At 42.8% G+C, this 24,667-nt stretch carries 20 protein-coding genes; 17 read left to right on the top strand and 3 right to left on the bottom strand.

The genetic code is table 11. The features are described 5' to 3' along the window. The first annotated feature begins 226 nt into the window (after positions 1-226). The 7 genes from CXF61_RS13255 (at position 227) to CXF61_RS13225 (ending at position 10,720) form a co-directional block, all read left to right on the top strand. A complete protein-coding gene (locus CXF61_RS13255) occupies positions 227-1,864 on the top strand; it encodes a cardiolipin synthase (protein WP_165598555.1) in 1,638 nt (545 codons plus the stop codon). A gap of 119 nt (positions 1,865-1,983) precedes the next feature. Beyond that, positions 1,984-3,513: a tetratricopeptide repeat protein gene (locus CXF61_RS13250; RefSeq protein ID WP_165598554.1), complete on the top strand. Its 1,530-nt coding sequence runs from the start codon at positions 1,984-1,986 to the stop codon at positions 3,511-3,513. A gap of 118 nt (positions 3,514-3,631) precedes the next feature. Continuing rightward, positions 3,632-5,188, top strand: a complete 1,557-nt coding sequence (locus CXF61_RS13245) for a 3-deoxy-D-manno-octulosonic acid transferase (RefSeq protein WP_165598553.1) — start codon at positions 3,632-3,634, stop codon at positions 5,186-5,188. Further along, positions 5,185-5,907, top strand: coding sequence for a 16S rRNA (uracil(1498)-N(3))-methyltransferase (locus CXF61_RS13240; protein ID WP_165598552.1), 723 nt, complete (start codon positions 5,185-5,187; stop codon positions 5,905-5,907). The genes CXF61_RS13245 and CXF61_RS13240 overlap by 4 nt, the downstream gene beginning before the upstream one ends. Before the next feature lie 404 nt (positions 5,908-6,311). Next, a complete protein-coding gene (locus CXF61_RS13235) occupies positions 6,312-7,436 on the top strand; it encodes an extracellular solute-binding protein (RefSeq protein WP_165598551.1) in 1,125 nt (374 codons plus the stop codon). A 157-nt stretch (positions 7,437-7,593) separates the two neighbouring features. Then, complete coding sequence (locus CXF61_RS13230; RefSeq protein WP_165598550.1) at positions 7,594-9,270, top strand: ABC transporter permease; 1,677 nt, start codon at positions 7,594-7,596, stop codon at positions 9,268-9,270. Between the two features lie 124 nt (positions 9,271-9,394). Then, the gene (locus CXF61_RS13225; RefSeq protein WP_227526708.1) at positions 9,395-10,720 is read left to right on the top strand and encodes an ABC transporter ATP-binding protein; all 1,326 of its coding nucleotides are present in this window, start codon (positions 9,395-9,397) and stop codon (positions 10,718-10,720) included. 34 nt (positions 10,721-10,754) lie between these two features. Here the strand turns inward: CXF61_RS13225 and CXF61_RS13220 are convergent, their stop codons facing one another. Both CXF61_RS13220 and CXF61_RS13215 read right to left on the bottom strand, forming a co-directional pair. After that, positions 10,755-11,636 carry a methyltransferase domain-containing protein gene (locus tag CXF61_RS13220; protein WP_165598549.1) on the bottom strand — a complete coding sequence of 294 codons (882 nt, stop codon included), beginning with the start codon at positions 11,634-11,636 and terminating at the stop codon, positions 10,755-10,757. A 56-nt stretch (positions 11,637-11,692) separates the two neighbouring features. Continuing rightward, positions 11,693-11,974: a hypothetical protein gene (locus CXF61_RS13215; RefSeq protein WP_165598548.1), complete on the bottom strand. Its 282-nt coding sequence runs from the start codon at positions 11,972-11,974 to the stop codon at positions 11,693-11,695. A gap of 468 nt (positions 11,975-12,442) precedes the next feature. On the opposite strand from CXF61_RS13215, the gene CXF61_RS13210 reads away from it, so the two are divergent. The 7 genes from CXF61_RS13210 to CXF61_RS13180 all read left to right on the top strand — a co-directional run bounded on the left by CXF61_RS13210 (position 12,443) and on the right by CXF61_RS13180 (position 20,768). Next, positions 12,443-12,622 (top strand): YdcA family protein, encoded by a 180-nt coding sequence (locus tag CXF61_RS13210; protein WP_165598547.1) that lies wholly within the window; start codon positions 12,443-12,445, stop codon positions 12,620-12,622. Positions 12,623-12,914: 292 nt separating this feature from the next. Further along, positions 12,915-15,713 (top strand): DNA gyrase subunit A, encoded by a 2,799-nt coding sequence (gene gyrA / locus CXF61_RS13205; RefSeq protein ID WP_165598546.1) that lies wholly within the window; start codon positions 12,915-12,917, stop codon positions 15,711-15,713. A gap of 176 nt (positions 15,714-15,889) precedes the next feature. Further along, positions 15,890-16,960, top strand: a complete 1,071-nt coding sequence (gene rarD, locus CXF61_RS13200; RefSeq protein ID WP_165598545.1) for an EamA family transporter RarD — start codon at positions 15,890-15,892, stop codon at positions 16,958-16,960. A gap of 240 nt (positions 16,961-17,200) precedes the next feature. After that, on the top strand, positions 17,201-18,271 hold the full coding sequence (gene rarD, locus CXF61_RS13195; RefSeq protein ID WP_057759099.1) for an EamA family transporter RarD: 1,071 nt from the start codon (positions 17,201-17,203) through the stop codon (positions 18,269-18,271). Between the two features lie 194 nt (positions 18,272-18,465). Beyond that, positions 18,466-19,134 (top strand): glutathione S-transferase, encoded by a 669-nt coding sequence (locus CXF61_RS13190; RefSeq protein ID WP_165598544.1) that lies wholly within the window; start codon positions 18,466-18,468, stop codon positions 19,132-19,134. A gap of 94 nt (positions 19,135-19,228) precedes the next feature. Continuing rightward, positions 19,229-19,540, top strand: a complete 312-nt coding sequence (locus tag CXF61_RS13185) for a hypothetical protein (protein WP_165598543.1) — start codon at positions 19,229-19,231, stop codon at positions 19,538-19,540. 103 nt (positions 19,541-19,643) lie between these two features. After that, positions 19,644-20,768, top strand: coding sequence for a ribonuclease Z (locus CXF61_RS13180; RefSeq protein ID WP_165598542.1), 1,125 nt, complete (start codon positions 19,644-19,646; stop codon positions 20,766-20,768). Positions 20,769-20,791: 23 nt separating this feature from the next. Here CXF61_RS13180 and CXF61_RS13175 read toward each other — a convergent pair whose 3' ends face one another. After that, entirely contained in the window at positions 20,792-21,763 is a 972-nt protein-coding gene (locus CXF61_RS13175) for an ATP-binding protein (RefSeq protein ID WP_413775344.1), read from the bottom strand. A gap of 192 nt (positions 21,764-21,955) precedes the next feature. On the opposite strand from CXF61_RS13175, the gene CXF61_RS13170 reads away from it, so the two are divergent. The 3 genes from CXF61_RS13170 (at position 21,956) to CXF61_RS13160 (ending at position 24,167) form a co-directional block, all read left to right on the top strand. After that, positions 21,956-22,981, top strand: coding sequence for a serine/threonine protein kinase (locus CXF61_RS13170; protein WP_165598541.1), 1,026 nt, complete (start codon positions 21,956-21,958; stop codon positions 22,979-22,981). A gap of 167 nt (positions 22,982-23,148) precedes the next feature. After that, positions 23,149-23,709 (top strand): DJ-1/PfpI family protein, encoded by a 561-nt coding sequence (locus CXF61_RS13165; RefSeq protein WP_319830350.1) that lies wholly within the window; start codon positions 23,149-23,151, stop codon positions 23,707-23,709. Between the two features lie 59 nt (positions 23,710-23,768). Then, positions 23,769-24,167 carry a ribbon-helix-helix domain-containing protein gene (locus CXF61_RS13160; protein ID WP_165598539.1) on the top strand — a complete coding sequence of 133 codons (399 nt, stop codon included), beginning with the start codon at positions 23,769-23,771 and terminating at the stop codon, positions 24,165-24,167. Positions 24,168-24,667 lie beyond the last annotated feature (500 nt).

The raw sequence follows: 24,667 nt of genomic DNA, 5'->3' as shown, positions 1-24,667 counted from the left end.
TGTGTATTATATAGATTTACAGTTGGGTGTCAAATATTATTTTAATATTTTTAGAAAATAATTATAAATCGGACTTGTAATCTATCAGAAACAGCACTCAAAGCCATGTATTATATAGCATTTCTAAAAATACACTTATTATCATTATTTGTTGTTTGGCGGTGAAAAGCTACTATACTATGGATGCTTTGCTCGTTATGGATGCTTTATTCGTTGAACACGGTTGATGGAGGTCAATATAAACACTTTTGCTATTAAAGATACTTTTACTAGCTGGACCTGGGGAGACTTAGCGGGTCTAGGTCTGGTGCTGCATATTGTACTTATGATAGTAATGACGCTGCGAGTAGTTTCTGTGCAACGCAATATTGGCGTGTCTATTGCGTGGGTTGCGGTGCTTTACACGTTGCCAGTATTTGGTTTTGTGGCGTACATCCTGCTTGGCGAGCCGATGATTGGACGACGCTATCGTGAACGCGTGGATCAAGCCAGCATCTTGATGAATGATATGGCAAGGCGTGAGCATCTGATTTTTGATAAAGGGCAAGACTTATTACCAACCAACTACCGCGGTGTTAGCCAAATAGGAACGCGCTGGACTGGGTTTGGTGTATTTCCCAATCATCAAATGCAGCTGTTGACGGATCCTGCTTCGATTTTTCAGCGTTTGATTGAAGATATCCATGCCGCCCAGCGTATTGTCCTTATGGAGTTTTATATTGTCTATCCAAAAGGACAGGTGCTAGAGGTCATAGAGGCGCTGTCTGTAGCGGCTCAGCGCGGCGTAGAGTGTCATATATTGGCTGATAGTGTGGGCAGCTTTAGCTTTATTAATAGTAGCGTGCACCGCAAATTAGAAAAAGCAGGGGTTTATGTCCATCAGTCATTGCCAGTAGGGTTGTTTAAGACATTATTTAAACGTTCTGATTTGCGCAATCATCGTAAAATGGTGGTTATCGATGAACATATTGGCTATATTGGCAGCTTCAACTTGGTTGATCCAAGGTTTTTTAAGCAAAATAAAAACGTTGGTCAATGGATTGATGTGGCGCTACGAACGACTAGCCAGCACTCAATTAGTATCAATACAGCGATGGCCAAGGTAATTGTTACCGACATCGGTGCTGAAAGTAATGACAATCTTGCCGAGCTGCATCAACGGGTTAATAACTATACTCGTAAGTTATATGTGATGCATCCGACCATCAATGATCTAAATAGCCGCGTGAAGGTATTGGCGGATACGATTGATGATCATGAGCAGCCAGATATAGGCGCCACCTCGATTGTCGTACCAAAGATGCCTGTCGTGGACAAAGTCTTGGCGCAGCTAATACCTTCAGCACCGCAGCTAACGGCTCATGTGATTTACAATACGTTAGTTTCTGTGATTCATCGTGCCAATAAGCGCATTCGCATTACCACACCTTATTTTGTCCCTGATGAGTCCCTATCGGGTGCGCTGACGATAGCGGCTAAGCGCGGCGTTGATGTGACGATTATCGTTCCTGAAAAGGTGGATTCATTTTTGGTACAACATGCTTCTCAGGCTTATTATCAAGAGTTGTTGGATGCAGGGGTAGCGATCGCCTTGTTTAGAGGTGGTTTGCTACACGCAAAAACAGTGGTTATCGATGATGACTACTGTTTATTTGGCACCGTCAATATTGATATGCGCAGCTTTTATTTAAATATGGAAGTCAGTTTGGCGATTTATACGCCAGAAATGGTCGCCCAAGTAGCGGACTGTCAGGAAGTCTATTTAGAAAACTGTCGAATCTTGGATAGTGATGAGTGGCAACAGCGTCACGGATCAAAACGCTTGTTTGATAATGTCGTGCGCTTGTTCAGTCCTTTATTGTAGCACTCAGATTTTTAGGGTAAGGTAATCTACCAGTACCGTTCTATTATTTTAGTAGTATTAGCACTTTTATAGCCTATGCTTTTTTGGTTTATCTATCTGTAAAGAGGACTCGCCTGTCTATGTCTGCATCACCTTTAACGCCACTTGACTATATTGCAGAAGGCTACTGGCAAGATTTCTTGGCTGAGCGTTCTATTGCAGGCGGTATTGCTTACGAAACTGAGCTGCGTGCTTGTACGTTAGATGAGTCGCTTGAGAGTTTACAGCGTATCGATACGCTATTGTCTCAAGTACGCCGAGATATGATCAAGAGCGGTATATGGGAAGAGGCGACGCTGCTGATCGATGAGCGCTATCGTAATTTCATGGTGTTTTTGGCGTTTTATGCCGGTCGTGTATTGGCGCAGCAGTGGCAAAGCAAGCCACATTGGTATGGTCAGTTTGAGCTGCGTAAACGTTACCCTGAGCTAAAGTTGATCACCGATGATTTTTATCAGCATATGGCAGTCGGTTATGATAATGACGGGGTTAAAGAGCGCTTATTTTTTGCTTTAGAGCCAATAGGGCTACGTCTGTTTGGTCATATTGATCGGCAGTTTGACGCAGTACAAGGCGGGCAAGTAGAGAGCGGGTTATATCAAGCGGTTAGCCTTAGACTACCGAATACTCTAAATAACGACGTTCATTCAGTGTCCGAATTAACAGCAGATAAAGTAGCAACAAACAAAGCAACAATACATAAAGCAACCACTCATCAAATCACTGAAAGTGGTAATCCGAGCGCCGATTCAAATGCGTATGTCGGTACTAGCCAATTAAATGTTTCTCTTAACAAGCCAGAGGAAGTATCGATAGGAGCTGAGTATCACCAAGCCAATATAGTTGTAACTGATAGTGAGAGTCGCGCAATTCAGTCTGCTATGCCTGATACGGTAACTGAGTTGCAAGCAAACGTAGTGCCTCCTGAGTCTGAGAATTCAATAAAGCCTGAGCTGACTAAAGTAACGAAGCCAACAGCCAAGCCTACGTCGTCTGTAAAAAGTACATCAACGCCAGAGATGTTTACGCAACTGCTCGTAGAGTTAGATGAGATAGAGCTCCCACAATCAGCTGGTGATATGCAGTATCAGCAAGCACGCAAAATATTAGATCAGTTCGAGCAGCATATTGCCAAACAGAACAAACCTCGTCGCCAAGTTATATTTTCAAATGATCACAACACGGCAAAAAACAAAGCGCTTCTAATACTACAAGCGGCTGCTGAAGATGGTAATACAGCGGCTATGTTACGTTTGGCCATGTATGAATTGTTAGGTGAAGGTTTGACAGCGGACAGTGACAACCAAAAAAAATCTGGCGTAGATTGGGTCAATCAAGCCGCTAGCAAAAACGACAGCCGTGCTCAGCGTCTACTCAGTAAAATGTATTATCAAGGAGTAGGGGTGTCTCAAGATATAGATAGCGGTAAATACTGGTTAGAGCAAGCGGCAGATAATGGTCATGCAGAAGCGGCCAATCTGGTCAAGCAATGGCAGCAAGCAGATATGCTGCTGACCACACAGAAGCAAGAGCAGCACAGCACCAAGCGTTATCAGCTGTTAATCGGCGCAATCATCGCAGTCGCTTTATTGATAATAATCATTATCTAATAACTATTTACTCAGTAACTTTTTAAAAGCTTATTGTTACAGCTTAAATTCAGGTAGAATTGGCGCGCTCTACCTTTACCCTTTTATTGTTTGATTCATAACTAATTTGGGCTGTTCCATGCCATCATCTAATACCCCGTCTGACCACTCTGCAAATCCAATTGACCCTGTATCATCGCCTAATCGTGCGGTACACGAGACACCTTTATATTATCAGTCTCTTATTAAGTTGCTAAAGCCACTATATCGTCTGCAAGTATGGCGTCGATCTCATAAAAACGACAACTATCAGCAGGAAATCGATCAGCGTTTTGGTAAGCAGTATCCACCGCGTCCAGTGGTCAAAGCTGATATCGATAAAGGGGTGATTTGGTGCCACGCAGTCTCACTAGGTGAGACCAATACGGTTGCGCCTTTATTAGATATGTTATTGGCTAATGGCTATCAGATATGGTTGACCAATACGACTCAGACAGGTTTTGCTCGTGGTGCCAGTCGTTTTGCAGAACAGATAGCTCAAGGTCAGATGAGTCATAGCTATGTGCCAGTCGACAGCCCTGCTGTGATCGAGACTTTCTTAACGCACGTACAGCCTATCGCTGCGTTGTTTGTAGAAACAGAACTATGGGCAAATATCTTGACCAAGTTATCCCAGCACCGTATTCCAAGTATTCTGGTCAATGGTCGACTATCTGCTTCTTCTTTTCAGAGCTATCAAAAGATTGGTGCAGTCAGCGCCAGTATGATGAAAAACCTCTCCTTAATTATTGCGCAAGACAGCGACTCTGCTAAACGCTTTAGACAGTTAGGGGCTAGTAGCGCCCAAATTCGTGTGGCAGGCTCATTAAAGTGGGTAATCAATGCGTCCAAAGCTGATGACCAAGCGAGAGAAGATAATAGTATTTATAATAAGAAAGCTGATCTGCGAGCAGAGTTTGGTATGGCAGATCGTCCTGTGTGGGTAGCTGCGAGTACTCATGATGGCGAAGAGGCAGCAGCATTGTCATTGCAGCAGCAACTACTGTCTCAAGTGACATTAGCAGATACGTTGCTTGTTATTGTCCCTAGGCATCCTGAGCGTTTTGATGCAGTAGCAGATCTCATTCAGAAAACTGGGTTAAATATGGCTCGGCGCAGTGATGGGGAAGCCATTGATGCAGACACGCAAGTCTATCTAGCAGATAGCATGGGTGAGATGATGACTTGGTATACATTGGCAAATGTAGCATTTGTGGGCGGCTCGCTGGTAGATATTGGTGGGCATAATCCAGTGGAGCCTGCTAGTGTGGCAACGCCTGTACTGATGGGGGGTTACACTCAGTCTTGCCAAAGCGTAATAGACAAATTGGCTAGCGTAGGCGCTGTATATCAGCCAAGTAATGATTTTTATTGTCCAATCGAGTCAAATAGCTCAAGTAGTTCGGATGCACAGATAGTCAGTGATGATCAGTTAAAGGCGAATAAAAAAACTTCTCGTAAGAAAACAGCTTATAACTATGAAGACGCTGTGAGCATTTATACGCAGCTGGAGACTTGGCTGTGCAATTTGCCATTGGCCGCGCAGGCTGGGCAAGCTGGCGAGCAAATGACGATACAGCAGCAAGCGGTATTGACCCGCCAATTTACGATGATTGAAGACGCTATCGAGATGTCTTCCAACCAAGATAGCTTATGAACTGTATATTATTGCCCGCTGAAAACTTCTCATCAGATACAGCAAAAATCGATTCCTTGTCTCAAGTCAGCCATGTGACTAAAGTGCTGGGCGCGAAAGTCGGTGATACGCTTAAAATTGGCCAAATCGGCGGCAATCTGGGTACTGCTGTTATCGAAGATATTACCGCTGACAGCATTCAGTTAAGTAACGTCCAGCTCAATACTGTGCCGCCTGCCAAATTAGACTTAACTGTTATTCTGGCGTTACCGCGCCCTAAAGTGCTACGGCGATTGATTATGGATATGACGGCGCTTGGTGTACGCGATATCATTCTTATCAATAGCTACCGTACCCAAAAAAGCTATTGGCAAAGCCCAATGCTTGAGCGGATAGACGAGTTTGTATTAGAAGGCCTGCAACAAAGCATCGATACAATTGTTCCTAATATTATGCTACAAAAACGTTTTAAGCCATTTGTTGAAGACACACTTGCAAGTCTAATGAGCAATCGAGCGATTGTCGCGCATCCTTATAGTCAGCAGTCTTTTTCTGAGTTTTTACAACTACAACCATCACGAGAGCTACCGAGTATAGTCTGTATAGGCGCTGAAGGTGGTTGGATTGACTATGAGATAGAGCTGTTGTCAGCACAAGGCTGCACGCCTGTACATATAGGCTCTCGTATCTTACGTACAGAAGCTGCGGTCAATGCGATCTTAGGGCAATGGTTGCTTTAGATGGACACTAAAACGCGTCGCTAGACCAAACTATGGAAAGAGCGGTTAAAAAATAGTTCTTAAAAATCAATGCTAAAGACTCATCACAGGTATATTTACCAGTTAAACAAATGTATTGATAATTAATCTCACTTCCATTAGTATGTTGCTTTGATATATTATGGCCTGATTACTGTTAACGCTTAGCAAGTCATCGTTATAATTACTGTTATTGGTGGTGTTCTAAAAAGTATGCTGGCGATAAAAGTCAATAAGAAATCTAAGCTAAGTTCTCTGATTCTATAAAGCTTTCAAGGCTTCAAAAATTGTTCAAATTTTAATCAGCATACTTTTTGACACACCACCCTGTTATTTTGTCTCACCATCCGTCTTACTTTTTTTACAGCATTACTATGGGGAAAACCATGTCATTGAACGCTATCAGCGCTAATCTAACCTCTACGAAGCTTATTCTACCTGCAGCCGTATTTGGCATGATGTTGGGTTTGGCAGGTTGTAGTAATTCTTCAACCACAGAAGAGAGCGTAGAAGTAGAGTCAACAGAAACAGGTGCTGAGCAGCAAGCAGCAACTGATGAAGCTACAACTGCTGATGGTCAGACAATTACTATCTACTCATCACGTAATGAGCAGCTGATTAAGCCATTGTTAGATCGCTATACTGAGCAAACAGGCGTAAAAGTTGAACTGGTTACAGACCAAACTGGGCCTTTGATGGCGCGTCTAAAAGCTGAAGGTCAGAATACTCCAGCTGATATGCTATTGACCGTTGATGCTGGTAACTTATGGCAGGCTGCAGAGCAAGGCCTATTACAACCAGTATCGTCTACTGTGTTAGAAGCTAATGTCCCTGCAAAATACCGTGATCCAAAAGGTCAGTGGACTGGTTTGTCACTACGTGCACGTACTATCTTTTATGACCCAAGCAAAGTCACTGCCGACCAGTTATCTACTTATGCAGATTTGGCCGATCCAAAATGGAAAGGCAAATTATGCCTACGCACGTCTAAAAAGGTTTATAACCAATCACTTGTTGCTAGTATGATGGAGCACTTGGGTGAAGAGAAAACGGAAGAAATCGTTCGTGGTTGGGTAGATAATTTAGCCACTGATGTGTTCAGTGATGATACCAGTATGCTTGAAGCCATCGCTGCTGGTCAGTGCGAAGTAGGTGTGGCGAATAGTTATTATTATGGTCGCATACTAGATGAAAAACCAGATTTTCCTGTTAATATATTCTGGGCAAACCAAGGCACAACTGGTACGCACGTAAATATCTCGGGTGCTGGTGTAGTGGCAAGCTCAGACAATCCAGATGGTACGCTTAAATTGATAGAGTGGTTGTCATCTGATGAGGCACAAGGTCTTTATGCCAGCTCAGATAAAGAATTCCCAGTTAAAGAAGGTATTGATGAGTCAGATATGCTTAGATCATGGGGTCCGTTCAATAAAGATGATATCAGTGTGCAGAAGTTTGGTGAGCTACAAACCCAAGCGATTCAATTAATGGACAAAGCAGGTTATAAATAAGGGACTGCCAATCATAGTTTTGCTAATCTCAGAATCATAACCTTTAAGCAGTAGCTCTTAAAGGTTAGTTATTGAAGATAATCTGTCCAGATAATGACGATTTTGAGTTCGGTATAAGCTTACAAGGTCTCTATACGTATGACACGGTAATGATAATATGATCACAACGCCAGACGCGTCTGTTAGTCAAAACGATACTGTCGATGATGGTATTAATGATAAGCAGACTGTCAGCCAAGACCACGCCCTTCGTAAACGTATTATCTCGAAATCAGTCTTAGGGCTGATTTCGTTGTTTATGCTAGTACCGATTTTAATCGTGCTGCTGTCGTGGACTCAGCCAGTGGCAGAGATTTGGACACACATGGCAGACTATGTACTGCCGCAAGTGCTCAAGAACACGGCGATTTTATTGCTTATGGTGACTGTCGTTTCAGGTACTATTGGTACTGCTCTGGCTTGGGTTACTAGTATGTATCGTTTCCCTGGTCAGCGTTTCTTTTCGTGGGCATTGATGTTGCCACTTGCCATCCCTGCTTATGTATTGGCATTTGTCACCATCGGGATTGTTGATTTTAGTGGGCCGCTACAGACAGCTCTGCGCGATTCTGGTATTAGTACTGCCATACCGTCGATAAGGAATGTATGGGGTGCAGGCTTGGTATTATCGCTAGCGTTTTATCCTTATATATATCTGCTCGCGCGTCAGGCATTTTTATCACAAGGCAGGCGAGCGATAGAAGCGGGGCAAATGCTAGGTTTGAGTCGTAGCCGTGTATTTTTCCGATTGGCGCTACCACAAGCATTACCGTGGATCATTGGTGGCTTGCTGCTAGCCAGTATGGAAACCTTAGCGGATTTCGGGGCAGTATCGGTATTTAATGTCGATACTTTTACTACTGCCATTTACAAGGCATGGTTTGGTTTTTTCAGTTTGACCACAGCGGCTCAGCTAGCAGCCTTGCTTATTGGTGTGATTTTTATCGTGGTATTGTTTGAGCAGTATTGGCAAGCGAAGCGTGGTAGCTCACTGACCCAAGGTAGCAGCCAACGCTTTGAAGCCAGCAAACCTGCCAAACTGGCCATGACACTGCTGTGTACGCTCATTTTTTTAATCGCCTTCTTAATACCTTTTTTGCAGCTCATCTATTGGACAGCACTGAATTTTCGCCAAGATTTTGATGCACGTTACATTGATTTTGTCACCAACAGCCTCATGATTGCTAGTATAACCACGCTGTTTATTGCCTTTTTAGCCATTATTATTGCGTGGATCAAACGGCAGTATCCTGATAAATCGACTAAGCTAATGACCACTTTAGCCAATTTGGGCTATGTCGTACCGGGGACTGTATTGGCGGTAGGGATATTTATACCTATTGCGTGGCTTGATAATCAAATGATTGCCTTTGGTATCACCTCACAGCAAGTGCTCTCTGGCAGCGTCATTGTTATGCTACTGGCGCTATCGACACGTTTTATGACGGTGAGTTTTCAGCCAGTTGACAGACAGTTGCAGCGATTGACAGTCAATCAAGAAGCTGCTGCAAAATTACTTAGCGACAGTCCTTATCAGCGCTGGCGTCATGTGATGCTGCCTGTACTTAGCCCTGGCGTATTGACTGCATTACTGATGGGCTTTGTCGAAGTGATGAAAGAGATGCCCATTACTCTGATGACAAGGCGTCAAGGCTGGGACACGCTTGCAGTACGAGTGTTTGAAATGACGAGCGAAGGCATGTGGGGGCGAGCAGCGTTACCGAGTTTGCTAATCGTACTGGTTGGTTTGCTCCCTGTTTGGATATTACTGCGTCAAAGCGACAAACACAGTTAGTAACAACAAAGCTAATAGCAATAATTTGGCATAAGTTTAACAGCACACTCGTAGTGTCAGTTATATTATAATTTGCTCTGTTTTATCGATGGTTTTACTTACTAATAGCGAACTGGTACCGTCTATGTACACTGATTCAATGAACGACTCTACAAATGCTAAGTCAGAAAAGGCTCGGGCTAGCCATACGCCTGTAGCAAAATCACCAATGTCACAAAATAGAATCAATCCAATTCAGCCGAATAAAACTGTAGAGCAGAGCAATACCTCACAACAAAATACTGAGAAACATATCGCGACGGATCCTTATTTTAGTGTGCAAAATCTCATCGTAGGCTATGACGATACTATTGTTGTCAATGGTCTATCATTGATGCTAGAACAAGGCGAGATTGGTTGCTTCTTAGGTTATAGCGGCTGCGGGAAGACCACAGCACTTCGAGCAATCGCGGGACTGGAGCAAAGTCGCGGCGGCACTATCTATCTAAATAATCAACGCTTAACTGAAAAAACAGCTCGCCAATCATTCGCAGTTGCGCCAGCTAAGCGTGGCATGGGCATGGTGTTTCAAGACTATGCTCTGTTTGGTCATTTAAGCGTGGCAAAGAACATCGCCTTTGGTCTCAATAAATGGCCAGCTGCTGACAAAAAAGCCCGTGTGGCTGAGATGCTAAGCTTAGTTGAATTGACTGAACATGCAGACAAACGTCCTAATGAGCTTTCTGGTGGTCAGCAGCAGCGTGTGGCTCTCGCAAGAGCGCTAGCACCCAAACCAAAACTACTATTACTTGATGAACCATTCTCTAATCTAGATGTAGTACTGCGTGAGTCATTGGCAATGAATGTCCGTGATATCCTCAAACGTACTAATACCACAGCGATTTTGGTCACTCATGATCAAAATGAAGCGTTTGCACTAGCGGATAAAGTAGGGGTAATGGATAAAGGACGATTGGTACAATGGGCGCGACCAAGCGAGCTGTATCATGAGCCTGTCAGCCCTTTTGTCGCTGAGTTTGTGGGCGAAGGCGCGATGATAGACGGTATTATCAAAGAAGGTCATGTTGAGACGGCACTGGGGAATATCTATCGCCGCATGGAAGTCTATGATGAATCAGGACAACCACAGTACTGCGAATATGATTATCCAAATGGTACGCCAATCAAAGTACTCGTGCGCCCTGATGATATTATTCATGATGATGACAGTACACAGACAGCTTTGGTTATTGGACGTGTGTTTCGCGGTGCCAACTATTTGTACCGACTGCAGTTAGATGACGGACAGACTGTCTTATCCTTAGTTGCGAGCCATCATAATCATGCAATCGGCTCGTATATTGGCATCTTGCCTTTGCTAGAGCATGTTGTAGTCTTTGATGAAAAAGACATTAATGCCACTACTTGGTCAGAATACGATAGGTCATCGAGAATGGATGAAGAGGTTTAGCCGTCTTCATCCATTTTTGAGCTATCGTCTAAATTTACCGTTTAGCCAAAATATGTAAATAACGACCAAGCCACTTGTACGGCTCTAATTGTGAGTAGCGTAACTCCATTCTAATCACTGCATCTGGGTCGTTGTGACCGCCACGCTTGAGCGGCGCATAATCATGAAATACCCGCAAGCCACTGCTACGTACCGTCTGATAATCATGCGCTTTGAGCCAAGACTCGACTTCTTCTTTAGCCACGGGATAGTTCGGGGTGAGGCTTTTCTTATTGTCCGCTTTGTAATCGTTACCATCAAGTAAGCTATCGAGTAAGTTAAAATTTCCCATGATAAGATTGCGATAATCGAAACTTGCTGGATTATAGAAGCAGACGGATAGCGCGCCACCATCTATTAAGTGCTTATCAAAAAAGTCCATGACAGCCGCTGGTTCTGCTAACCATTCAAGTAGCGCGTGCGACATAATCAAATCAAATTTTTCTGTCTCTGTCTCTGTCTCTGTCTCTGTCTGAGCCAGTTTTTCTTCAAGCGCTTGATAAGGGCAAATATACCAAGTGATGTCTAGCTTTTTATCGATTTTCTCTGCGCTCGCTTTTGCCTTCTCAAGCATATTTGCTGAGATGTCATTTATGACTACGTTATGACCTTGAGCAGCAAGTTCTATCGCAATTTGCGCAAGCCCTGCACCCACATCCAAGATGCGTAAAGGTCGCCCAAGCGCCTCACTCATTTGTGCGCTATATTCGAAAATATCACGGCGTAGCACAGCCAATCGAATCTCGCCTTTTAAACCACCATAGACTTTCTTTTCGAAATGATCGGCAATGGCATCGAAACTACGATCTGCTCGATCGTTTTCTGCTGGTATAGAAAGGTTTGAGTCAGGCTGGCTATCTTGATGTCTAATTGGCATAAGGTATTTAGTTCAATAAGTAAGAGGGTCAAATTAATAAAACTATTCAGTATTAACTAGCGTTTCAGGCGTCTGTTAATTACCCATTTAAAAACGACCTTCGCTAATACAATAACGACAAATACCACAATAACAAACACCCACATACCATTGCCTTGTAGATTCTCTTGATAGGCTTTTGACAAGTATGCTGATAAAGCCATCGCGGCTAAAAGTGCTCCCCAACGGACATAAGGGACAGCGCGATTGTTATGGTTAGGAAAGCTAGCCACATAATCGCTAGAAAAACTGTATAGCACCATTGCTAAAATCCAAACAATTGCAAGAATGATATCCATAATAAAAGTAGCCTGTTAGGTCGTTATGTAAGTGCTATAAAAGATGAGGTAGTGTAGCGTTTAGAAATTTTTTGTCCAGTATCACTAAAAAATAACCGCATTAAAGTGGTTTAAATCATAATGTGCTCATGAGAATAATATGATTTTGAAAGCTATTAGCTTATGGCAAAGCATTATGGTTATGAAAACAATATGACCATAAAAACAATCAGTTCACGTCAGAGACAGTTGTAGGTGTTGTTGTATTGGCTAAATATTCTAAGCATCCTAGTTGTTTGCCAATAGAGCTTATATGCAAACCACGTATGAGCTCTATGCTCAAGATTTTAGCGTTAAATCAAATGTCATGTTGAACTGTAGATAGAAATATAAGTATCCACTCAGTTAGTCAAAATAAATCTTGTCGAACTGTAGCTAATGAGTATAGTATTTTTCTATTTAATATCCATCAGATACGGAGAATAAACAATGAAATCAATCAGCACAGCACTACTCGCTTTAGTATTTGCCTTTACATCTATAAGCCAAGCACAAGCTCGAAATACGCCTTGTTCGGGTAAAATGGGCGGGGTGTCTCATTGCTCAGCAGATGGTAAGTTCGTCTGTAAGAATGGCAAAATCAGCCAATCAAAAAAAACCTGTCATTAGAATTATTTTAGCGTGTGTCAATAATTCAAAATATCACTGTGAATGAACCGTCTAGCTTGATTTTAATGGTACTCAGAACCCCCTAAATCAGCAAATTTGTGCTAAAATAGCTTCTTTTATTAAACATTAAAACTATCGCTATTTTCCTATTGTTTTGCACGTGTAGCAGTGTTTTTTTATGGTATGTATTTTGGTCATGACTGCCCATTTATGTGGCAGTATTTTTATATGATCTATGGGTGCCATAAGCGATGTGTCAACGTTAGAAAAAAATGTGAGTGAAGGAGTGTATATGAGCGAATCGGTCAGTCCTATTGGCATCGTAGATGAACTAAAGCAGTCGTATTTGGATTATGCGATGAGCGTGATCGTCTCGCGTGCGCTGCCTGATGTGCGTGATGGGTTCAAACCTGTACACCGCCGCGTGATGTATGCCATGCACGTGCTATCAAACGATTATAATAAACCGTACAAAAAATCAGCACGTGTGGTCGGTGATGTTATCGGTAAGTACCATCCACATGGCGATAGTGCCGTCTATGATGCCATCGTCCGTATGGCGCAGGATTTCAGCTTGCGCTATCCAATGGTTGACGGTCAAGGTAACTTTGGCTCGATCGATGATGATCCTCCGGCAGCGATGCGTTATACCGAAGTACGTATGACCAAGCTGACCCACCAAATGCTTGCTGATTTGGACAAAGATACGGTCGATTGGGAAGACAACTACGACGGCTCTGAGCGCATGCCAAGCGTAATGCCAGCGCGTATTCCTAACCTATTGGTCAATGGTGCGACGGGTATTGCCGTTGGTATGGCGACCAATATGGCCCCGCATAATCTGACCGAAGTGATTAATGCTTGTCTGGCCTATGCTGAAAACCCACAAGTTTCAGCTGAAGAGCTGATGTCACATATCTCAGGTCCTGATTTTCCAACCGGCGGTATTATCTATGGTCGCGCGGGCATTTTAGATGCTTATCGTACGGGTAAAGGCCGCTTGCATATTCGTGGTCGTTATCATATCGAGCCGATGAGCAATTCTGGCGTCAACCGCGATCGTGAGCGCATCGTATTCACCGAAGTACCTTATCAGGCGAACAAAGCCAAGTTGATTGAGCGTATCGCAGAGCTGGTCCGTGATAAAAAAATCGAAGGTATTAGCGAAATTCGTGATGAGTCTGATAAAGATGGTATGCGTATCGCTATTGATTTGCGTCGCGGCGAGACTGCTGAAGTTATTGTTAATAACCTATTTCTACAAACGCCGCTAGAGTCTAGCTTTAGTATCAATATGGTGGCGCTGGATAATGGTCAGCCAAAACTATTGACCTTGCGTCAGCTTATCGCTGCATTTGTCCGTCATCGTCAAGAAGTGGTGACACGTCGTACGATTTATGAATTGAACAAAGCCCGCGTTCGTGGTCATTTGCTAGAAGGTCTAACGGTTGCTCTAGCCAATATCGACGAAATTATCGCGACGATTAAAGCTTCTGCAAACCGTGGCCTAGCACGTGAAAGCTTATTAAATAACACGTGGGGTTCAGGTAGCGTCGTTGCGATGCTTACAGCTGCTGGTAGTCAATCAGTACGTCCTGAGTTTATCGAAGGCGAAGATCCTAAAGCGCCGTTTGGTCTGATCGAAGGTGAAGAGCGCTATCGCTTGTCACTTGAGCAGGTCAATGCGATTTTAGATATGCAATTGCATCGTTTGACGGGTCTTGAACAAGACAAGTTGACTGAAGAATACCAAGACCTATTACGTGAAATTGCACACTTAGAGTCTATCCTTGGCGATTTTGACAAGTTAATGGCTATTATCTCTAATGAGATGATCGAGATTCGTGATAACTTTGGTGATGAGCGCCGTACCGATATCATCGATTCACGTATGGACTTTAGTCGTGAAGACCTTATCCCTGAGCAAACGGTTGTCATGACAGTGTCGCGTACTGGCTACGCCAAAACTCAGCCGATTGATGACTATGTCGCACAAAAACGCGGCGGTAAAGGTAAGTCTGCCACGGCAATGAAAGAAGACGATGTAATCGATCATTTAGTCGTGACATCAACACATTCTACGGTACTGTGTTTCACTGATAGTGGACGTGTCTTTAGTCTACGTGGTTTTGAAGTGCCGATTGCCAGTCGCGGTGCTCGTGGTCGTCCATTGGTCAATCTAATTGGCCTAAATAGCGACGAAACCGTTACAACCATACTACCAATTCCAAAAATCGTAGAAGAGCTACCTGCGAAAGGCGACGCATCACTAGCAGGCGACTTAGTAGACAATGATGATCTAGAAGATAGCAACCAAGCAGAGCCGCCTTTTGTCTTCTTTGCCACGGCCAACGGTACAGTGAAGCGGGTAGAGCTGAAGCAGTTTGCCAATATTCGCTCGAACGGTTTGATTGCAGTTGGATTAGAAGACGGTGATAAATTGGTCAGCGCTCGTATTACTAATGGCAGCCAAGAAGTCATGTTGTTTGCCTCAAGTGGTAAAGCCATTCGTTTTGATGAAAACGATGCGCGTGCGATGGGTCGTACTGCTAAAGGCGTCCGCGGTATGCGTCTGGCTACTGACGAATTTATCAAATCATTAGTCGTTATCGAAGATGATGTCCGTGAAATTCTGATTGCTTGTGAAAATGGCTTTGGTAAACGTACCTTTATCGATGAGTTCAATACACAAAATCGTGGTGGTGGCGGTGTGATCGCTATCAAGACCAGCGAGCGTAATGGTGTGTTAGTACGAGCGACCAAGGTTGACGCTACTGATGATATTATTCTAATCTCTGATAAAGGCACATTGGTTCGTACCCCAGTTGAGCATGTAGCGAGCTCTGGTCGTAATACACAAGGCGTAACATTGATTCGTCTGTCAAAAGATGAAAAACTGGTTGCTATGGCGCGTGTTGAGCACGAAGAAAGTGATGACGAGCTTATCGATGCCATGAGAGAAGACGGTACGTTTGAGGTAGAAGGTCAGGAGCAGATAGATATTGATGCGACAACTGACAATACTGCAACTACTGACGTCGATGATGTGATTGATATTGCAAACGATCATAAACCAAGTGACAATCTATAATAGACTAACTATGCATAAGACGATGACGAGTAATAGTCTTGGTAATTAGCTTTTGAGTCTAGTCTCTTAGCATTTTTCTAGAAAAAAGCCTCTGACGTTATCGTCGGAGGCTTTTGTTTTTTCATTCTCATTTTCTCAATACTGTAAATAAGGTTCTATTTTTTAAGGCTGTTGTTATGCTTACGACCAATCAAACTTTTCAGGGAACGGTTGCTTCGGTATCATCGAGCTTTTTATTCTCGATGATGTTTCTGTTTGGGCTGTTTATGTTGCCTTTGACGGGTACTCAAGTTGCATCATGGCGCGTATTGATGATGCTGTTGAGTCTGATGTTACTAGTCAGTTTTACCAAGCAGTGGCAACATGTGTTTGATTATATAAAGACGCTAAAAACAGTCAAGGAATGGCTGATATTTATATTGCCAGCGCCAATCCTAGGCGGACAGATTTGGCTATTTATGTGGGCGCCCGTTAATGGGTTTGGGCTGGATGTGACATTGGGCTATTTTTTGCTGCCGCTCGTGATGATCGTAATTGGTCGGTTTTTTTATCATGAGTATATGAGTGTATTACAGTGGGTCGCTGCGATATTTGCAGCACTTGGCATCGGTTACGATATCATTCAGTATGGATCGGTCTCTTGGGTGACACTGTTTGTATGCTTGGGTTACCCACCATATTATCTGCTTCGTCGCACACTTTCTGTACCGCCCATTACAGGGTTATTGTTTGATTTGACGCTGTTGACACCAGTTGTGCTCATCGTGCTCTACATGACAGGCGGTTTTGATGTTGCGGCGCAAGACGTGAAGTTCTGGTATCTACTGCCACTGCTTGGTGCTTTTAGTGCGCTTGCGATGTCGCTGACGATGATTGCCAGTAGCAAGCTGCCTGTTTCACTGTTTGGAGCGCTAAGTTATATAGAGCCAATGCTGTTATTCGTATTGTCTATTACTATTTTGAGTCAAAGCCTTGAAGAAGGTGGTTCGCTCTTTATGTACGGCATGATTACGCTTGCGCTACTGGTTATGATGGCTGATAGCATAAAAGGCTATCTCGTTCGTCAGCGTAATGATCGCTTGCATGGCTATAGAGAGCTTCAGATTGGCGGCTTTCCACCGCGTCGTCATTTTATCAATCAGCGTATCGATGGCGTGCTAAAAGCCCATCGTTTTCGCAAGATTCGTCGTTACCAAAAGAAGATGGATAAGATACAACAAAAAATCCAACAACTTGATGCAAAATAAGTATTTACCTGCATTAAATTTACTCAATTTAAAAGTTTAGACACTAGATGAACAGTGGCATTGCTTATTCATTCTGACTTTGACATAATGCCGACCATGATGTAAGCCTAGTACATCAAAAGCGTTCAACTTAGATTGCGCGACGACCTTATATGCAAAAGCCTCAGACGTTCTCGTCTGAGGCTTTTGTTTTTTTTAAAAATTGCCATGGATGTGCCCCAATCTTTAAAGGCTGTTGTGATGCTGACTACTAACCAAACCTCGCAGGGTACAATCACTGCTGTCGCTGCAAATTTTTTATACTCATTGCTGTTCTTATTTGGTCTACTGCTGCAACCATTATCAGGTACGCAAGTCGCTTCGTGGCGCGTGCTGACAATGTTTTTTAGTCTAGTACTGCTGGTAAGCGTATTAAAGCAGTGGCAGCACATTTTTGATTATTTAAAAACACTAAAAAATGCAAAAGAGTGGTTTTTATTTATATTACCTACACCGATTTTGGGCGCACAAATTTGGATATTTATGTGGGCGCCAGTCAATGGCTTGGGGCTCGAGGTAACGTTGGGTTACTTCCTATATCCGATGATTATGATCGTTGTCGGCAGGTTCTTTTACAACGAAGACATGAGCTTACTTCAGTGGGCTGCTATCGTATGTGCAGGTCTTGGTATCGCTTACGATATTTTTGAGTATGGGGCTATTTCTTGGGCTACTTTATTTGTTTGCTTGGGTTATCCTCCTTATTATCTACTACGCCGCAAGTTGGCTGTGCCGCCTATTACTGGTCTGATTTCAGACCTTGTATTATTGTTACCAGTGGTATTGGTCGCGCTGTATATGAATGGCGGTTTTGAAGTAGCAATCACCAACCACAAGCTTTGGTATCTGTTGCCGTTATTAGGCATCATCAGTACCGCTGCAATGTCACTAACAATGGTAGCGAGTCAGAAGCTGCCTGTCTCACTATTTGGGACTTTGTGCTACCTTGAGCCAATATTCTTGTTTATCTTCTCAATCGCAATTTTAGATCGTAACTTACATGATGGTGGCTCCATGCTGATGTACAGCATGATTTTCATCGCATTGCTGATTATGATTGCTGATAGCGCATTAGGTTATATGGCGCGTAAACGTGAAGACCGTTTACATGGCTACAATGAGCCACAAGTAGGCAGTTTTCCACCACGTCGCCGCCTGAAAAATCGCCGTATTAAAGGCGTGCTAATCGCGCATCGATTCCGCCAGATCAAAAAATATCAGCAAAAGATAGATAAAATGACGCGTAAGATTGAAGCATTACATTTAGATTGATGTCAAAGAGTACGCCGTCTTAGATAGTATCGATTCGGTAGGCATAGTTTTCCAGCATGTCTGCCAACTCACAGTATTAAAGAAGTACAAATTACGCTATTATCGAGAGCAGTAGTGCCGCGATTGAGTGAACATATGGCGCTATATCTGAGATATTATGGCTGATTTACTACAATATATAACTAGGACGGTTTATGTTACATCTTCATCATTTAGCAAACTCGCGCTCGTTTCGTATTATTTGGCTGTTGGAAGAGCTCGACGCCGATTATAAACTGACTTGCTATGAGCGCAATAAAGCATACCGTGCTCCTGATAGCTTAAAGCAAGTGCATCCGATTGGTAATGCACCGATACTAGAAGCGGACGATCGTGTGCTGATTGAGTCAGGGTTTATCATTGAATATTTGATTAGGCATTATGATAAAGAAAAGCAGTTCAAACCTGACGATAATAACGAAGCAGCGTGGGAAGCCTATACGTTTTGGCTACACTTTGCAGAGGCTTCATTGATGCCACTGTTGGTCATGCGTTTGGTATTCACAAAAGTAGTGTCTCAGTCGCCGATGCTAATCAAACCTATCAGCAAAAAAATCCAAGGTCAGATTGAAAAAAACATGATCAGTAGCGGTTTGGAGAAGATGCTAGATATGATGGAGCGTCACTTACATGAAAATCATTGGTTTGCAGGTAGTGAATTTAGCGCCGCTGATATTCAAATGCATCTTGCGGTCTTAGGTGCCAATGCTGGTGCAGGTTTAGATCAGAGTAAATATACCAATCTTTTGAACTGGCTCAAACGCTGCGAAGAGCGAGATGCCTTTAAGCGAGCAGAAAAAAAGGGCGGCCGTCTGAATTTTTAGAGGATACTGGTATAATCATCTCTCAACGCTTAAGTAGCCATGTAGACCAAAGGCTTTGTTTATGAATAAACAAAGCCTTTTTTAGGATAATGTTATGACAGAACTAAACACTTCGAATAAAGACCATCTGAAACAAGATAGCCTAGACAAAGATGACAATCAGTCAGCAACTCAAACATCACTTAATAAGCAAGATACTAGTATGCAAGAAAATAATAGACAACAGATTAATAGCCAACAAGTCTCTATCAAGTCGTGGTCACAGAAAATTCTAGTGGTAATTCTATGTGCAGCGAGCTTTTATGGTGGCTGGAAATCTTACGAATCGAATATGGTAAACGAGTGCACCGCCAATGGTGGACAAATGGTTGAAGGTCAAAAAACCATGATATGCCAACTGTCGTAGCTAGGACATATTCTCCGTTTATCTCATTTCTGTTATCGTTTTAGAATGAAGAGACGTTCTCGTAAGTCTGAGCCAGTATTCCTGATAAATAAAAGGCATCACTATGCTAAAGCTAACCTTTTTGGGCACCTCTGCAGGTGTACCGACCAAACAGCGTAATGTGACCGCATTGGCAATAGAGTGTCTGAATCCGCATAGCTCTGGCGTACAGCAAGGGAGTCGTCAACAGAACACTCAGAGTAAGAAATCGCGTCCATGGGTGCTGATTGATTGTGGTGAAGGCACACAGCAGCAGTTGCTACATACCAAGCTCTCCTTGCATCAATTGGCTGCTATCTGCATCACTCATGTACATGGTGATCATTGCTACGGTTTACCAGGGCTATTAGCAAGCGCTGCCATGTCAGGGCGCCGTGAACCATTAACTTTGATTGCCCCAAAAGCGATTGCCAAATTGCTTGATGCCATTACCTTAACCACGGAATTGTATTTACCTTTTGCTCTTAATTTTGTAGCGATTGAAGAGGTGTTAGCTGAGCAAGGTGATATGAACAAGGTTAACATTAGCTTAAGCGACCAACATCAGCTTTATATTGATATCACGCGGCTATCACATCGGGTTGCTTCTCATGCCTTTGGTATTACCCATACTATTAGCCGCCGCATCCTTAATACAGATAAGCTTGTGGCAGATGGTATTCCAGCAAGTGCACTATGGGGCAAGTTACAGCAAGGCGAAGATGTCACGACTGAGGATAATAGACAATTGCACTCAGTAGACTATGTTGATGAGGAAATACAGCGTACGCGAATAGTGGTGGCAGGAGACAATGATACGCCAAATTTGTTAAGCGAAGCCGTTGCCGATGCGGATTTATTGGTGCATGAAGCCACTTATACGCATGAGGTCATGATGGCTATTCAAGCCAGAAACCCTGACTATGACCCAATGCATAGCAGTGCGCATGTGGTGGGCACATTCGCGCAAAAGATGAACCTGAAAAACATCATTTTGACCCACTTTAGCGCTCGCTATCAGAACTTTGATAATCCAGATAGCGAAACGCCAAATATGGCATATATTCGCTTAGATGCGCAAAGTGTCTATCAAGGCAATCTATGGCTGGCAGAAGATTTTGCTCAATATACAGTTGATGGGGCTACCGATTTGGCAGACAATCGAGAGGACAACCGCGTGCAGTATATAGGCTCTGCACGCAGTGATTAGACATGGCTAAGCTTAAATATGACCTAGCGCTTACTGTCTTCGATAGCCAATTGTGTTTCACCACTCCAAAAGCGGCTGAACTGATAAGCAACTCGTCCTGAGCGACCGCCACGTTCAGAGGCCCAACGTAGCGCATCCTTTCTGATCTTATCAGGCATAGACTGACTTGCTAAAATGTCCTTAGCCTCATTATCCATATCAGCGGAGATTTTTTGCTGCTCTAAATTCAGATAATGCTGAACGATTTGCAAATAAGTCTGCTGATCCATAGGATGGAAGGTGAGGGACAAACCGAAACGATCTGATAATGACACGGTTTCATCAATGGCCTCATAGGGATTGACTTCATCCGTCTGCCCATTATAGATATCGACATTGTCTTTCATCATCTGCGGTAGCAAGCGACGGCGATTACTGGTGGCGTAGACCAGTAGTTTGTCTTGCTCAGAGTCTAGCGAGCCATCGAGCACGCTCTTTAGCGCACGATAGCTTTCGTCTTGACCATTAAAAGCGAGGTCATCACAGTATACGATATAGCGGCAATGACAATCTGCTGGTAGGGCATTAATAGCAGCACGAATCTTATCTAATATTTGCAGATCATCGCGCGCAACCTCGATAATACGTAAGCCTTCACTATGATGGGCTTGTAGCAAAGCGCGAATCAATGATGACTTACCGGCACCGCGGGTGCCTGACATCAATACATGGTTGGCAGGGTAACCTTTAATAAACTGACGGGTGTTTTGTACCAGTTTCGACTTTTGTGTATCGATACCATGCAAGTCATCTAAGCTCAAAAACAAATTGACCGACAAAGGTTGCAGGTGACCAGTGCGTCCACCGACCCAGCGATAAGCAAGCTGGCTTGGATCGATTTCAATAGTTGGTGTGACTCGCTCTTGTAAGTATTGACTGAGTAAGTCTAACAACGGTGCAGGTAGGGCATAAGTAGGTTGGTCAGATGGCATGGTTGGGATATTTGGTTGGGACATAGTGGCTCTAGCAATTAAGGTTGTCTTTAATACCATACCCAAAAATACAATTAACGCTGCTGAAATTTCAGTGCCTACAATCTTAGTACCTAGTAATCGTAGTACTTGTAATCATTATTCGCGCTATTATTATCTTTGGAAATGATACGAATGGGAAGGCAGTAATCTCACTATATTATGAGAAACAATACCATGGAAAATAGTGCCAGTAATCCGCCTATTACGCAAGCCTTGCAAGCTCAAGCAATGCAGCTATTGCCTATTATTAACCAAGAACTGGACGCACAAGATTTTAGTGAGATAGTGCATCAACGTATTGCTCAGCAAAGCACAGAACAAACGCAAGATGCCAAAACGCAACATATCGACAATACTTACTTCCAAGGTCTAACGCGCGCCCAGCATCCACAGTTTGGTAGCGTGATGATTAAATGGCAGTTGAGTGATGGCGCTTATCCTATCGCTTCTGATTTAACTCATGAAGCGGATATTTTAGCTGCTGTAAATGCTTCATCGAAAATCAAAGATAATGCTATTGCACCGCCACTATTGGCTCATCATTGTGTAAACGTTCAAATACTAGAGCAGCCTCAAAAGCTAATAATTGTTGTTATGCCTTATTACTCTAATGGTAGCTTGGCGAGTCAGCTGACCGCTTCAAAACACCTGTCACTAATAGCGTCACAAAAGCATCATTTCATCATGAAGTCTGCACACTTGATAGCCAATTTGCATCAGGTTGGCTGGTTACATAATGATATTAAACCTAGCAATATTTTGGTTGAAGGTTCTGACGATAATTGGCCAGTAGATACTATGAGTAATAGTCTGACTCCTAGATTGTTACTCACTGATTTTGCTTTATCACAACGTATGATGGTGGATAATAGCCAACCAAATCCTGCTGGCACACCAGCGTATCTCGCACCTGAGCGCTGGCAAGGACAGAGTGCAACTATACAGAGTGATATCTACGCGTTTGGCGTAATGATGGTTGAGATACTAACAGGAAAACGCCCGTTTAAAGTAAGCGCCAATAGCAATGAGAAATCGAAAGCGTGGGCGATTCAGCATTGCCAACAACCCATTCCAACGTTGTCAGCAGAATACAGTCACTATCAATATATGGTCGAAAAAGCATTGGCGAAGCGTGTAGAGAAGCGGTATCAGAAGATGGATAAGATATTGATAGATTTAAAGTTATTAGAAAATAGCTGAATTTATTATTTTATTTTAAAAAGTGATTGTTTGTAGTATTCACATATTACCTAGTCGTTGTTTTTTATGTTTGAATGGATATTCAGGCTCATTTTAAGCGAAGTCGCTATAAACTAATTTGGGTTCCCGTATTTCATTACAATGTTTTATTACAATACAGTGAGAATATCATGGCTAAAGTACTTATCATTACCGGTGATTTTGTTGAAGACTATGAAAACATGGTGCCGTTCCAAGCGCTTCTAGCGATGGGGCATGAGGTTGATGCTATATGCCCAGATAAGGTTGCAGGTGATAGCATTGCTACCTCAATACACGACTTTGAAGGTGATCAAACTTATACCGAAAAACGCGGTCATAATTTTGTCCTTAATACGTCTTTTGCTGATATCAATGTAGAAGATTACGATGCTTTGTATTTGCCAGGTGGACGTGCGCCAGAATACTTGCGTTTGAATGCTAAGGTCATTGCAATGATTCAGCATTTCGCAAATACTGATAAACCGATTGCCTCGGTTTGCCATGGGCCACAAATGCTGACAGCTGCGGGCGTATTAAAGGGTAAAAAAGTATCTGCTTATCCTGCGTGTCAGCCAGAAATAGAAATGGCTGGCGCTGAGTATGTCACGTTACCTATGGATGGCGCTATTACAGATGGCCAACTGGTAACGGCACCTGCATGGCCTGCCCACCCAGCGATGCTAAAGCAGTTTGTTGCTTTGCTATAAGCATTAATTCGGGTCTGTTGAACGTTCAATAGACCCCAGTATCGAGAGAGGATATATATATGTGCCAACTTTTTATTAGTGCTGACGACAGCTTGTGGAGCTCTAAAACCAAATCACTTCGAATTCAGGGCGTTGTCACCTCAATTCGTTTAGAAGTTTTTTTTTGGGATATATTAGAAGAGTTGTCATTTCGCGATCAAATGACAGTTAATCAGCTGATCACTAAGTTATACCTTGAATCTCTCGATGCTGATCATGACATTGGCAATTTCACCTCTTTTTTAAGGGTTTGTTGTTCTCGTTATTTATCTTTAATAGCCGATGGTGATCTTTCTCGCGAAACAAGATTGCGTTTAGAAAAAGTCGATGCAAAAAATATCATTGAACGTGAAGCCCTTCGTAAACATCAACGTAGTGCATTATTCATTGATAGTGAGGGAAACCTTTCTATTAATTAGTTCTGTCTATGGCAAGTATATGAAGGCATTGGCAAAGCGGGTAGAGAGGAGCTATTAGAGTATGGATGAAGTGTTAAAAAACTTAGGAAGGGTAGAAAAGTAGATTAATACTCTTGATAAGTTATTTTATAGTTCTAATACCAAATTCCAGACACAAAAAAACCTGCTAAAAAGCAGGTTTTGATATTTGGTCTAAGATGTACTATCCGAAAATGGTGGGGCTGGAGAGACTCGAATTCACTACTTCAATTATATTGATTTTATTATTTTAAATAACGTATATATATCAATGGCTTAAGGTTTTATTCGTAGGGAAGTCGTAGCCCATGAATAGCCCATGATAAGATTTCATATATAAAAATTTGTTAGTAGTTAAGGCATGGTTTTGAAGGTTTTTATAATTTTAGGGGTGATATGAGAATCATGTAATATACGTAAGGTTATTGATTTTAAAGACAATATTTTGTAATTTCTAAGTAAGCTAGCAGTATGTGAATACA

Origin of the sequence: Psychrobacter sp. 4Dc, from assembly GCF_002836715.1 — a bacterium.
GTDB lineage: Bacteria > Pseudomonadota > Gammaproteobacteria > Pseudomonadales > Moraxellaceae > Psychrobacter.
This window is presented reverse-complemented; position numbering and strand designations above follow the sequence as displayed.